Here is a 12,099-nt window from a genome sequence, read left to right as displayed (position 1 = left end):
GGGGGCAATGTCAGAGCTGACCCTCACGGTCATGCGGCTGGGTTTCCTGGCCGTACTGTGGCTGTTCGTGATCGTGGCCGTGCAGGTCATCCGCAGCGATCTGTTCGGCACGCGCGTCACACAGCGCGGGTCGCGACGCGACGCCGGGCGGCCACAGCAGGCCGCGCGCCAGGCGCCGCCCCAGCAGCGCCAGCAGCCCGCGCCCGCCGGCCGCGGGCGCCGTAACGCCCCCACGAAGCTGGTGGTGACCGAAGGCACACTCACGGGCACCACGGTCGCGCTGCAGGGGCAGACCATCACCCTGGGCCGTGCGCACGACAGCACGATCGTGCTGGACGACGACTACGCCTCCAGCCGGCATGCCAGGATCTACCCGGACCGCGACGGCCAGTGGATCGTCGAGGACCTGAGCTCCACGAACGGCACCTACCTCGACCGCGCCCGGCTGACGACCCCCACACCGATTCCGCTGGGTGCGCCGATCCGCATCGGCAAGACCGTCATCGAGCTGCGGAAGTAGTGCTACATCATGAATGAGCGCGAGCGGAGCGAGCACGCAGCGGCGGCCGGCACCCCGGGCCCCGGCGCGCTCCCGACCGGAGGGTGGGCAGTGTGGCTCGACACGACCGGCTGCATGCGGAGCCGACGGGCGAGGTGGGCATGAGTCTGTCACTGCGCTTCGCCGCCGGATCGCACAAGGGCATGATCCGCGAGGGCAACGAGGACTCCGGTTACGCCGGACCGCGCCTGCTCGCCATCGCCGACGGCATGGGCGGCGCCGCCGCCGGCGAGGTCGCCTCCTCCGAGGCCATCTCCACCATCGTCGCCCTCGACGAGGACATCCCCGGCTCCGACGTGCTCACCTCCCTCGGCACCGCCGTGCAGCGCGCCAACGACCAGCTGCGCTCCATGGTCGAGGACGACCCCCAGCTCGAGGGCATGGGCACCACGCTCACCGCCCTGCTGTGGACCGGCCAGCGCCTGGGCCTCGTGCACGTCGGCGACTCGCGCGCCTACCTGCTGCGCGACGGCGTCCTCACCCAGATCACGCAGGACCACACCTGGGTGCAGCGCCTCGTCGACGAGGGCCGCATCACCGAGGAAGAGGCCACCACCCACCCGCAGCGCTCCCTGCTGATGCGCGCCCTCGGCAGCGGCGACCATGTCGAACCCGACCTGTCGATCCGCGAGGTCCGGGCCGGCGACCGCTACCTCATCTGCTCCGACGGCCTGTCCGGCGTGGTGTCCCACCAGACCCTGGAGGACACCCTCGCCAGCTACCAGGGCCCGCAGGAGACCGTGCACGAGCTGATCCAGCTCGCGCTGCGCGGCGGCGGCCCCGACAACATCACCGTCATCGTCGCCGACGTCCTCGACCTGGACACCGGCGACACCCTCGCCGGGCAGCTGTCCGACGCGCCCGTCGTGGTCGGCGCCGTCGCCGAGAACCAGAACCAGCTCAGCGACAACGGCATCATGCAGACCCCGGCCGGCCGCGCCTCCGGCCTCGGCCGCAGACCGCAAGCGCATGGCGGTGGCGGCGAGTTCGGCCCGCCCGGCTCCGGCGACGTCACCGGCTTCGTCCCCACCGACGGCTTCGGCGGCTACAGCGACGAGGACTTCGTCAAGGAGCGCTCCGGCCGCAAGTGGCTCAAGCGCTCGCTGTACGGCGGCCTCGCGCTCGCCGTCGTCGGCGCGGGCCTCTACGGCGGCTACCGCTGGACGCAGACCCAGTACTACGTCGGCACCAACGACGAGCACGTCGCCCTCTACCGCGGCATCAGCCAGGACCTGGCCTGGGTGTCGCTGTCGAAGGTCGAGAAGGACCACCCCGAGATCGAACTCAAGTACCTGCCGCCGTACCAGCAGAAGGCGGTCAAGGCGACGATCGCCGAGGGCGGACTGAAGAACGCCCAGGCGAAGATCGACGAACTGGCCGTCCAGGCCTCCGCATGCCGCAAGCAGGCCGAGCGGCGCGCCGCCGAGAGCGAGCAGAACGCGAAGACGGGCGAGGGCGAGGCCGGCGGCACCACGGGAACCACCCGTACCTCACTGACGTCCAAGGCATCGCCGACACCCACCCCGTCGGCATCGACATCCCCGAACGCGTCCAAGACCCCGACCCCGACCGCCACTCCCAGCCCCGGCCCGAGTCTGTCGGAGGAAGAGCAGAAGGTCGTCTCGCTGTGCGGTAAGCAGTAGGCGAGCCGTGAGAGGCCCCGTCACACGATGAGCAGTACTACCAACACGTCGACGCACCACACGTCCACGATCGGCGCCATCGGCGCGCCCAGCAGGCGCAACACCGAGCTGGCGCTGCTCGTCTTCGCCGTCGTCATCCCGGTCTTCGCCTACGCCAATGTCGGCCTGGCCATCAACGACGAGGTGCCGTCCGGCCTGCTGGCCTACGGTCTCGGCCTCGGCCTGCTGGCCGGCGTCGGCCATCTCGTCGTCCGCAGGTTCGCGCCGTACGCCGACCCCCTGCTGCTGCCGCTGGCCACGCTGCTCAACGGACTCGGGCTTGTCGCGATCTGGCGCCTGGACCAGTCGAAGCTGCTGCAGTCCATCGGACAGGCGGGCACCGCCGCGCCGCGTCAGCTGCTGTACACGGCGATGGGCATCGCGCTGTTCATCGTGGTGCTGATCTTCCTCAAGGACCACCGCGTCCTGCAGCGCTACACCTACATCTCCATGGTCGGCGCGCTGTTCCTGCTGCTGCTTCCGCTGGTGCCGGGCCTCGGCCAGAACATCTACGGCGCCAAGATCTGGATCTCCGTCGCCGGATTCTCCATCCAGCCCGGTGAGTTCGCGAAGATCGTCCTCGCGGTGTTCTTCGCCGGCTACCTGATGGTCAAGCGCGACGCGCTCGCGCTCGCCAGCCGCCGCTTCATGGGCCTGTACCTGCCGCGCGGCCGCGACCTCGGTCCGATCCTGGTCGTCTGGGGCATCTCGATCCTCATCCTGGTGTTCGAGACCGACCTCGGTACGTCGCTGCTGTTCTTCGGAATGTTCGTCATCATGCTGTACGTCGCCACCGAGCGGACCAGCTGGATCGTCTTCGGTCTGCTGATGTCCGCGGTCGGCGCGGTCGGCGTGGCGAGCTTCGAGCCGCACATCCAGCAGCGTGTGGACGCCTGGCTCGACCCGCTGCGCGAGTACACGCTCTCCCGCCAGGGCGTCAGCGGCCACTCCGAGCAGGCCATGCAGGCGCTGTGGGCGTTCGGCTCCGGCGGCACCCTCGGCTCCGGCTGGGGCCAGGGCCACTCCGAGCTGATCCGCTTCGCCGCCAACTCCGACTTCATCCTCGCCACCTTCGGCGAGGAGCTGGGCCTGGCTGGCCTCATGGCCATCCTGCTGATCTACGCACTCATCGCCGAGCGTGGCGTGCGCACCGCCCTCGCCGCCCGCGACCCCTTCGGCAAGCTGCTCGCCATCGGCCTGTCGGGTGCCTTCGCCCTTCAGGTGTTCGTCGTCGCCGGTGGCGTCATGGGCCTGATCCCGCTGACCGGTATGACGATGCCCTTCCTGGCGTACGGCGGTTCCTCCGTCATCGCCAACTGGGCGCTGATCGGCATCCTGCTCAGGATCAGCGACACCGCGCGCCGCCCGGCGCCGTCCCCCGCCCCCAACCCCGACGCCGAGATGACCCAGGTGGTCCGACCGTGAACAAGCCCCTGCGACGCATCGCGATCTTCTGCGGGCTGCTCATCCTGACCCTGCTGATCCGCGACAACTGGCTGCAGTACGTCAAGGCGGACGACCTGGCCACCGACAGCGAGAACCGCCGCGTCAACATCGCGCGCTACGCGACCCCGCGCGGCAACATCATCGTCGACGGCAAGCCCATCACCGGCTCGGTGGAGAGCAAGTCCGGCGACTACAAGTACAAGCGGACCTGGGTCAACGGCCCCATGTGGGCGCCGGTCACCGGCTACTCCTCGCAGGCGTTCGGCGCCAACCAGCTGGAGAAGCTCCAGGACGGCATCCTCACCGGCACCGACGACCGGCTGTTCTTCCGCAACACCCTCGACATGCTCACGGGCAAGGAGAAGGAGGGCGGCAGCGTCGTCACCACCCTCAACGCGGCCGCGCAGAAGGCCGCCTTCGAGGGACTCGGCGACAAGAAGGGCGCCGTCGCCGCGATCGAGCCGTCCACCGGCAAGATCCTCGCGCTGGTCTCCACGCCGTCGTACGACCCGTCGAAGTTCGCCGGCACCTCCGACGACGACGCCGAGGCGTGGAAGGCCGTCCAGAAGGACAACAACCCCGACGACCCGATGCTGAACCGCGCGCTGCGCGAGACCTACCCGCCGGGCTCCACCTTCAAGGTGGTCACCGCGGCGGCGGCCCTGGAGCACGGCGTGGTCTCCGGCATCGACGAGAAGACCAAGACGCCGGACCCGTACCAGCTGCCGCAGACCACGACCGACCTGACCAACCAGCACGGCGAGTGCAAGAACGCCAGCCTGCGGTACGCGCTCATGGTCTCCTGCAACACCGTCTTCGCGAAGCTCGCCGACTCCGTCGGCAACGAGGGCATGATCGAGCAGGCGGAGAAGTTCGGCTACAACAACAAGGAGCTGGACACCCCCGTCCGCGCCTCGGAGAGCGTCTACCCCGAGGACAACGCGCCGCAGAACGCCATGGACGGCATCGGCCAGGCCTCCAACCGGGCCACCCCGCTGCAGATGGCCATGGTCGTCGCGGCGATCGCCAACGACGGCAAGCTGATGAAGCCGTACATGGTCGACCAGCTCAAGGCCGCCAACCTCGACACCATCGAGACGACCGAGCCCGAGGAGCTGTCCCAGGCCGTCTCGGGCGAGACCGCCCAGAAGCTCCAGGAAATGATGGAGACGGTCGTCAACGACCCGCAGGGCACCGGCGGCAAGGCGAAGATCGACGGCGCCACGGTCGGCGGCAAGACCGGTACCGCCCAGCACGGCCTGAACAACAGCGAGAAGCCGTACGCCTGGTTCGTGTCGTACGCCAAGCTCAGCGACGGCAGCGCACCGGTCGCCGTGGCCGTGGTCGTCGAGGACGGCGCCGCGAACCGTGACGACATCACCGGTGGCGGTCTGGCCGGCCCCATCGCGCGGGATGTGATGCAGGCCGTCATCGACAGCAAGAAGTGACCCCGATCACGTCCCCTTCACATCGGCGCACGTTGCGATACCGGTCCTGTATCGGGTGACGGGCTTGGCCAGGTCGCACAAGGAGAGCCGGGTACGGTAGGGCCCGGACGGCAGCCTCCACCCGCACGGATGTGCGGGTCGGGACCGACGGAGAGGGCTGGTAGGTAGCTATGGAAGAGCCGCGTCGCCTCGGCGGCCGGTACGAGCTGGGCCAGGTGCTCGGCCGTGGTGGCATGGCGGAGGTATACCTCGCGCATGACACCCGCCTCGGCCGCACCGTGGCGGTGAAGACGCTGCGCGCGGACCTCGCGCGCGACCCGTCCTTCCAGGCCCGGTTCCGCCGGGAGGCCCAGTCGGCCGCCTCGCTCAACCATCCCGCGATCGTGGCGGTCTACGACACGGGCGAGGACTACATCGACGGGGTCTCGATCCCGTACATCGTCATGGAGTACGTCGACGGCTCCACGCTGCGTGAGCTGCTGCACAGCGGCCGCAAGCTGCTGCCGGAGCGCTCCCTGGAGATGACCATCGGGATCCTCCAGGCCCTGGAGTACTCGCACCGCAGTGGCATCGTCCACCGTGACATCAAGCCCGCGAACGTCATGCTGACGCGCAACGGCCAGGTCAAGGTGATGGACTTCGGCATCGCCCGCGCCATGGGCGACTCCGGCATGACGATGACCCAGACGTCCGCCGTCATCGGCACCGCCCAGTACCTCTCCCCGGAGCAGGCCAAGGGCGAGCAGGTCGACGCGCGCTCGGACCTCTACTCCACGGGCTGCCTGCTGTACGAGCTGCTGACCGTCCGGCCGCCCTTCGTGGGCGACTCCCCGGTCGCGGTGGCGTACCAGCACGTCCGCGAGGAGGCCCAGCCGCCGTCGGTCTTCGACCCCGAGATCACGCCCGAGATGGACGCGATCGTGCTGAAGGCCCTGACCAAGGACCCCAACTACCGCTACCAGTCGGCCGACGAGATGCGCGCCGACATCGAGGCCTGCCTCGACGGCCAGCCCGTCGCCGCGACGGCCGCCATGGGCGCGGTCGGCTACGGCGGCTACCCCGACGAGCAGCCGACCACGGCCCTGCGCTCCACGGACGCCGGCGCCACCTCGATGCTGCCGCCCATGAACCCGGACGACGGCGGCTTCGGCTACGACGACCGCCCCGACCGGCGCCGCCAGAAGAAGTCCAACACCTCCACGATCCTCCTCGTCCTCGCGGCCGTCCTGGTCCTGGTGGGCGCGATCCTGATCGGGAAGTGGATCTTCAGCGGGGACGGAGTCGGCAACAGCACCGCCAAGGTGCCCAACTTCGTCGGGCTCACCGAGAAGCAGGCCCGGGAACAGGCCGACAACGTCAGCCTCGTGGTGGCCTTCGATCCCAAGCCGTGCGAGGAGATGGCCAAGGGCAAGGTCTGCGAACAGGACCCGAAGCCGAACGCCACGGTCGACAAGGAGTCGACCGTCAACCTCGTCCTGTCGACGGGCGCGCCCAAGGTGGCGGTCCCGAGCGTGACAGGAAAGAGCCTGGACGAGGCGAAGTCGATCCTCGAGGACGACAAGTACAACTTCACCGTCAAGGTGACGTACGAGGAGTCCTCCACGGAGGAGGCGGACACCGTCCTGGAACAGGACCTCGCGCTGGGCGACGAGGTGGAGAAGGGCTCCACCATCACCCTCACGGTCGCCAAGGAGCAGGAGAAGGAGACGGTCCCGGACCTCACCGGCCAAGACTGCAACGCGGCCCTCGCCCAGCTCCAGGCCAACAACCTCACGGGCACCTGCACGAACGTCCCGACCGAGGACGACAGCCAGGTCGGCAAGGTCATCAACACCACGCCGGGACGGGGCGAAGAGGTCGAACCGGGCTCCAGCGTGACGATCAACATCGGTGAGAAGAAGAAGACCGAGGTCCAAGTCCCGGACGTGCGCAACCGCACGGTCGCCGAGGCCAAGCAGATCCTGAACGCCGCGGGCTTCACGAACATCCAGTTCGACGGCGACGCCAGCGACACGGCGTTCGTCATCGACCAGGACCCGAAGCCGGACAAGAAGACCGACGACCCGGCAGGGACGACGATCACCCTGAAGACCGTCAGCTTCGGCCAGAACCAGAACGGCGGCAACGGCAACGGAGGCGACGGCGGCACAGTCGTCTTCGGCGGTACGACGGGCTAGCCCCCGGCCGCACCGGACATGACGGAGCCCCGGCTCCCCTGGAAAGGGGGGCCGGGGCTCCGTACGTGCGGTCAGCCGCGCAGCTCCTTCGGCGGAGTCCGCTCGTCGTTCACCTTCTCCACCCGGACCAGTTCCCCCCACACGACGTACCGGTAGCGGGAGGTGTACACCGGCGTGCAGGTGGTGAGGGTGATGTACTTGCCGGCCTTCTTCCTGCCCGACTCCTTCGGGACCGCCGACAGGACGTCGACGTTGTACTTCGAGGTCTCGGGGAGGGTCGCGAATACCTTGTAGACGTACCAGCGGCTCTTGGTCTCGAAGACGACCGGGTCGCCCACGTCGAGCTTGTCGATGTTGTGGAACTTGGCGCCGTGGCCGTCGCGATGGGCGGCGAGGGTGAAGTTGCCGTTGCGGCCCGACATGGGGAGGGTCGCCTTGACGGGGTCGGTGTAGTAGCCGGCGACGCCGTCGTTGAGGAGCTCGGTCGAGGTGCCCTTCTTGACGAGGATCTCGTGGCTGCTCATCGCGGGGACGTGCAGGAAGCCGATGCCGTCCTTGGTGTCCAGGGTGCGGGGGCCGGTCTGCCGGGACTCGGCCCAGTGGTCGCGGACCTTGTCGCTCTCCTTGTCCGCCTTGCGGTCGGCGAGGACGTTGGTCCACCACAGCGAGTAGACGACGAAGAGGCCGAGGACCAGGCCCGCCGTGATCAGCAGCTCGCCGAAGACGCTGATCGCGGTGGCGATCCGGCCGGGGCCTCGGCGGCGCGGTGCGGAATCGGGAGCGGGGTCCGGCAGGTCCGCGCCGGTGTGCTCTTCGGTGTCGTCGGTGGTCGCTGCCACTGTTCTTCCGCCCTTAACTGACTAGCGCATCGGGCTTGCCCTTGCTGCGCGGCCGTTCCTCGACCATCTTGCCCCAGACGATCATCCGGTACTTGCTGGTGAACTCCGGCGTGCATGTCGTGAGGGTGATGTAACGCCCCGGCCCGGTGAAGCCCGAGCCCTTCGGCACGGGATCGAGGACGCTGACGTTCCCCGGCGAGGTGACCGGCAGGATCGAGGCCATCTTGTAGACGTAGTACGTGTCCTGCGTCTCGACGACGATCGCGTCCCCGGGCTGGAGCCGGTTGATGTACCGGAACGGCTCCCCGTGCGTGTTGCGGTGCCCGGCCAGCCCGAAGTTGCCCGTCTTCGCGCCCGGCATCGCGGTCTTCAGCGGCGCCTCGCCGTAATGCCCCACCATCCCCTTGTCGAGCACCTTCTTGCTGCTGACGCCCTCCGCTATCGGCACCACCACGTCCAGCTCGGGGATGCGCAGGATCGCGAAGCCCTCGCCCGGCTCGAACACGTCCGGCCTGCGCTTGCCGCTGGCCCAGTCGTCCTGGAGGTCCCTGGCCTCGGCGCCGGCCTGCGCGTGGGCGCGGACGTTGGTCCACCACAGCTGGTAGGTGACGAACAGCAGCATCAGCACGCCGGTGGTGATGAACAGTTCGCCGATCACCCGGCTGGCGACGACGGCCGGGCTGGGCTTGCGGGCCCGCGCGAGCCGGCGGGCCTCCACCCGCGAGAGCGGCCGATCGGGCGCCGCCGTCTCCGCCGTCCGCGTGGCGTCGGGCGTCGCTCCGCCGCCGTGACGCCCGTGACGGCGCTTGGCGGCCTTTCTGCGGGCCGCACGGCCACCGGTCGGGGTTCCGCCCGCCCGGGGCGTCTCGGAGGCGCCCAGAGAACCCGGTATGGACTCGCCGGACGCGGCCGGTACCCGCAGCGCCACCGTCTCGTCGTCCCGCCGAGGCTCGTAGGGGGCCTCGTACGACTCCTGGTACGGCTCCTGAGACGGGTACGGCGCATACGGCTCCTGCGCCGGCGCGTACCCCTCCGAGCCGTACCAGTCCGAGGTCACGCCGTGGCCCTGCCCACCACCGGGGCGAGCCCCGCGGACCGCGCCACCGCGCCCTCGTCGCCGCACTCCACCAGCCAGTTGGCCAGCATCCGGTGGCCGTGCTCGGTCAGCACCGACTCGGGATGGAACTGCACGCCCTCCACCGGCAGTTCGCGGTGGCGCAGGCCCATCACGATGCCGTCGCGTGTCCGCGCGGTGACCTCCAGCTCGGCCGGGACGGTGGCGGGCTCGGCGGCCAGGGAGTGGTAGCGGGTCGCGGTGAAGGGCGAGGGCAGACCGGCGAAGACGCCCTTGCCCTCGTGCTCCACCGGCGACGTCTTGCCGTGCAGCAGCTCGGGCGCGCGGTCCACGACACCGCCGTACGCCACCTGCATCGACTGCATGCCCAGGCACACGCCGAAGACGGGGACACCGGTGTCGGCGCAGTGCCGGACCATGTCGATGCAGACGCCGGCCTGCTCGGGGGCGCCGGGGCCGGGCGAGAGCAGGACCCCGTCGAAGCCGTCCTGGGCGTGCGCGGTCGACACCTCGTCGTTGCGCAGCACCTCACACTCGGCGCCCAGCTGGTACAGGTACTGGACCAGGTTGAAGACGAAGCTGTCGTAGTTGTCGACGACGAGAATGCGCGCGCTCAATGGTTGTCCACCGTCACATCGTTGAAGGGAAGCAGCGGTTCGGCCCACGGGAAGACGTACTGGAACAGGACGTAGACCACGGCCAGGACCAGCAGGAGCGAGACCAGCGCCTTCACCCACACGTTGCCCGGCAGATGCCGCCAGATCCAGCCGTACATGCCGTCCCTTCCGTCCGTCCCACGGCACCACGCTCACGCCGCCCGAACCAGATTAACGGCGCAGCGCCTCCGGTTCGCCTTCGTCCACAGGCTGGGTCTCGTCCAGGTGTGCCCAGACGATCAGCCGGTGGCTGTGGCCCCACTCCGGGTCGCAGGTGGTGAGGGTGAGATAGCGGCCGGGACGGTCGTAGCCGGACGCGCGCGGGACGGGGTCGACGACCGCCACATCGGTGGGCACGGTCCGGTAGGGCCCCTGGTCGATCCGGTACGTGAACCAGGTCGTACCGTCGGTCAGCACCACCGCGTCCCCGCGGCGCAGGCGCGGGAAGTCCTTGAAGGGGTCGCCGTGGGTGCGCCGGTGCCCGGCGACGGCGAAGTTCCCCTGCTGCCCGAGCCGCGCGGTGCCCGCGTAATGGCCGAGGCCCTTCTTCAGGGTGCCGGCGGCGGTGCCCTCCAGAACCGGCTTGTTCCACGTGAAACCGAGTCGCGGAACGTACATCACCGCGAAGGGCTGCCCGCTCCTGTACGGCGCCGGCGGCCGGGGGGTCCCGGCGGCGGGGCGCGCCGGCTCCTGGGCCCACCTCTCCTGGAGCCGGTCGATCTGCTCGGCCATCGCGTCGTCGGCCTGGACGCCGGTCCAGAAGAACACGTAGCCGACGAACAGCACGATCAGGGTGCCGACGGTGATGCAGAGCTCGCTGAGGGTCCTGACGACGACGCGCACCGGCGGCTCCAGAGGGGCGTGCGAGTCACTCCACGGGCTTGGCGTAGTGCAGATCCACTGTGCCCGAGTAGCCCGGCAGAGTCACCGTCCCGTTCTCCTCCACTTTCCAGCCGAGACCGTAGACATTGACGTACACCATGTAGTTCTGGATCGCCGGGCTCGCGCTGAGCGCCTTCTGGAGCTTCTCGGGGTCACCCACAGCCGTGATCTTGTACGGCGGTGAGTAGACGCGGCCCTGGAGGATCAGGGTGTTGCCCACGCAGCGCACGGCGCTGGTGGAGATCAGCCGCTGGTCCATGACCTTGATGCCCTCGGCGCCGCCCTGCCACAGCGCGTTCACCACGGCCTGGAGGTCCTGCTGGTGGATGACCAGGTAGTCGGGCTGCGGCTCGGGGTAGCCGGGCAGCTTGGCGGTGGCGTCCGGCGGGGCGTCGTTCAGGGTGACCGTGATGGCCTCGCCCTTGAGCTTCTGGGTGCCGGCGTTCTCCTCCAGGGCGGCGAGCTTGGCGTCCTCGGCCGCGGTGGAGCCGTCGTCGCCCTCGGCGAGGGATTCGACCCGGTCGCGCAGGGCTGCGTTCGACTCGTCCAGTTCGCCGTTCTTGTGGCTGCGTTCCTGGATCAGGTCGGAAAGCTTGAGCAAGGACGTGTCCGTGCGGATATTGGTGCCCTTGGCCGTATTGAAACTGGTGAAGAAAAGCAGGCCCGCGAGAGCGAAGACGGCGACCGTGAGCACGCGCACGGGGCGGAAACCGCCCCTGCGGCCGCCCAGGGGTGCCGTCCCGGGTCCCGTACTGGATCCCGGCTGGGGAGAGTCGGCAGAATTGCTCAACGTACCCTTATCTCCTTCGGCGCCACGGAAGCACTACGCTAACGGACGCCCGGGGGAGCACTCAGATTCGCATCGGCGGACCCTTGTACGCTGCCCCGAGCCCGACCCAGTTCCCTGCGCGGCCACGCAGCGCATCGACAGGAGAGACCCTCGTGCCGAAGTCACGTATCCGCAAGAAGGCCGACTACACGCCGCCGCCCGCCAAGCAGGCACAGGCCATCAAGCTCACCAACCGCGCATGGGTCGCGCCGGTCATGCTGGCCATGTTCCTCATCGGCCTCGCCTGGATCGTCGTCTTCTATGTGACCGACGGATCGCTGCCGCTCGACAGCCTCGACAACTGGAACATCGTCGTCGGCTTCGGGTTCATCGCGGCCGGATTCGGCGTCTCGACGCAGTGGAAGTAACGGCGTCCGGCCGCTGAACACAGCTCTGCCCAGGGCTATCCACTGAGTTATCCACAGCCACTTTCCACATGCTGGGGAAAAGAAAAGACGATCTGTGGATAACCCCTGGGAGGTTGACGCCGGTGTGACGGAACGACC

General features: G+C 69.1%; 11 protein-coding genes and 1 pseudogene. 6 read left to right on the top strand and 6 right to left on the bottom strand.

What is annotated here, in order from left to right:
* The first annotated feature begins 7 nt into the window (after positions 1-7).
* From ACIQ6Y_RS13735 to pknB, 5 genes are all read left to right on the top strand, one after another.
* Positions 8-520, top strand: a complete 513-nt coding sequence (locus ACIQ6Y_RS13735; protein WP_404037060.1) for an FHA domain-containing protein — start codon at positions 8-10, stop codon at positions 518-520.
* A gap of 140 nt (positions 521-660) precedes the next feature.
* On the top strand, positions 661-2,202 hold the full coding sequence (locus ACIQ6Y_RS13730) for a Stp1/IreP family PP2C-type Ser/Thr phosphatase (RefSeq protein ID WP_404037057.1): 1,542 nt from the start codon (positions 661-663) through the stop codon (positions 2,200-2,202).
* Positions 2,203-2,229: 27 nt separating this feature from the next.
* Positions 2,230-3,666: an FtsW/RodA/SpoVE family cell cycle protein gene (locus ACIQ6Y_RS13725; protein ID WP_404037054.1), complete on the top strand. Its 1,437-nt coding sequence runs from the start codon at positions 2,230-2,232 to the stop codon at positions 3,664-3,666.
* The gene (locus ACIQ6Y_RS13720) at positions 3,663-5,135 is read left to right on the top strand and encodes a peptidoglycan D,D-transpeptidase FtsI family protein (RefSeq protein ID WP_404037051.1); all 1,473 of its coding nucleotides are present in this window, start codon (positions 3,663-3,665) and stop codon (positions 5,133-5,135) included. The genes ACIQ6Y_RS13725 and ACIQ6Y_RS13720 overlap by 4 nt, the downstream gene beginning before the upstream one ends.
* Before the next feature lie 170 nt (positions 5,136-5,305).
* Complete coding sequence (pknB, locus tag ACIQ6Y_RS13715; protein WP_404037048.1) at positions 5,306-7,312, top strand: Stk1 family PASTA domain-containing Ser/Thr kinase; 2,007 nt, start codon at positions 5,306-5,308, stop codon at positions 7,310-7,312.
* A gap of 71 nt (positions 7,313-7,383) precedes the next feature.
* Here pknB and ACIQ6Y_RS13710 read toward each other — a convergent pair whose 3' ends face one another.
* The 6 genes and pseudogenes from ACIQ6Y_RS13710 to ACIQ6Y_RS13685 form a co-directional block, all read right to left on the bottom strand.
* Positions 7,384-8,151, bottom strand: a complete 768-nt coding sequence (locus ACIQ6Y_RS13710; RefSeq protein WP_404037045.1) for a class E sortase — start codon at positions 8,149-8,151, stop codon at positions 7,384-7,386.
* A gap of 13 nt (positions 8,152-8,164) precedes the next feature.
* A complete protein-coding gene (locus ACIQ6Y_RS13705; RefSeq protein WP_404038315.1) occupies positions 8,165-9,286 on the bottom strand; it encodes a class E sortase in 1,122 nt (373 codons plus the stop codon).
* Positions 9,205-9,843, bottom strand: coding sequence for an aminodeoxychorismate/anthranilate synthase component II (locus ACIQ6Y_RS13700; RefSeq protein ID WP_404037042.1), 639 nt, complete (start codon positions 9,841-9,843; stop codon positions 9,205-9,207). Before ACIQ6Y_RS13700 ends, ACIQ6Y_RS13705 begins: the two co-directional genes overlap by 82 nt.
* Positions 9,840-10,038 (bottom strand): annotated as a pseudogene (locus ACIQ6Y_RS13695) (hypothetical protein). The gene ACIQ6Y_RS13700 and the pseudogene ACIQ6Y_RS13695 overlap by 4 nt, the downstream one beginning before the upstream one ends.
* Before the next feature lie 15 nt (positions 10,039-10,053).
* Complete coding sequence (locus ACIQ6Y_RS13690; protein ID WP_404037039.1) at positions 10,054-10,725, bottom strand: class E sortase; 672 nt, start codon at positions 10,723-10,725, stop codon at positions 10,054-10,056.
* A 25-nt stretch (positions 10,726-10,750) separates the two neighbouring features.
* The gene (locus tag ACIQ6Y_RS13685) at positions 10,751-11,554 is read right to left on the bottom strand and encodes a DUF881 domain-containing protein (protein ID WP_404037037.1); all 804 of its coding nucleotides are present in this window, start codon (positions 11,552-11,554) and stop codon (positions 10,751-10,753) included.
* Positions 11,555-11,706: 152 nt separating this feature from the next.
* On the opposite strand from ACIQ6Y_RS13685, the gene crgA reads away from it, so the two are divergent.
* Positions 11,707-11,961 carry a cell division protein CrgA gene (gene crgA / locus ACIQ6Y_RS13680; RefSeq protein WP_404037034.1) on the top strand — a complete coding sequence of 85 codons (255 nt, stop codon included), beginning with the start codon at positions 11,707-11,709 and terminating at the stop codon, positions 11,959-11,961.
* The last annotated feature ends 138 nt before the right edge of the window (positions 11,962-12,099 follow it).

The sequence above is a fragment of the Streptomyces sp. NPDC096205 genome (genome assembly GCF_044763135.1).
Classification (GTDB): domain Bacteria; phylum Actinomycetota; class Actinomycetes; order Streptomycetales; family Streptomycetaceae; genus Streptomyces.
This window is presented reverse-complemented; position numbering and strand designations above follow the sequence as displayed.

Excerpts from the sequence above, each read along its gene's own strand:
- pknB (WP_404037048.1), top strand. The coding sequence starts at position 5,306 with ATGGAAGAGCCGCGTCGCCTCGGCGGCCGGTACGAGCTGGGCCAGGTG.
- ACIQ6Y_RS13725 (WP_404037054.1), top strand. The coding sequence starts at position 2,230 with ATGAGCAGTACTACCAACACGTCGACGCACCACACGTCCACGATCGGC.
- ACIQ6Y_RS13730 (WP_404037057.1), top strand. The coding sequence starts at position 661 with ATGAGTCTGTCACTGCGCTTCGCCGCCGGATCGCACAAGGGCATGATC.
- ACIQ6Y_RS13735 (WP_404037060.1), top strand. The coding sequence starts at position 8 with ATGTCAGAGCTGACCCTCACGGTCATGCGGCTGGGTTTCCTGGCCGTA.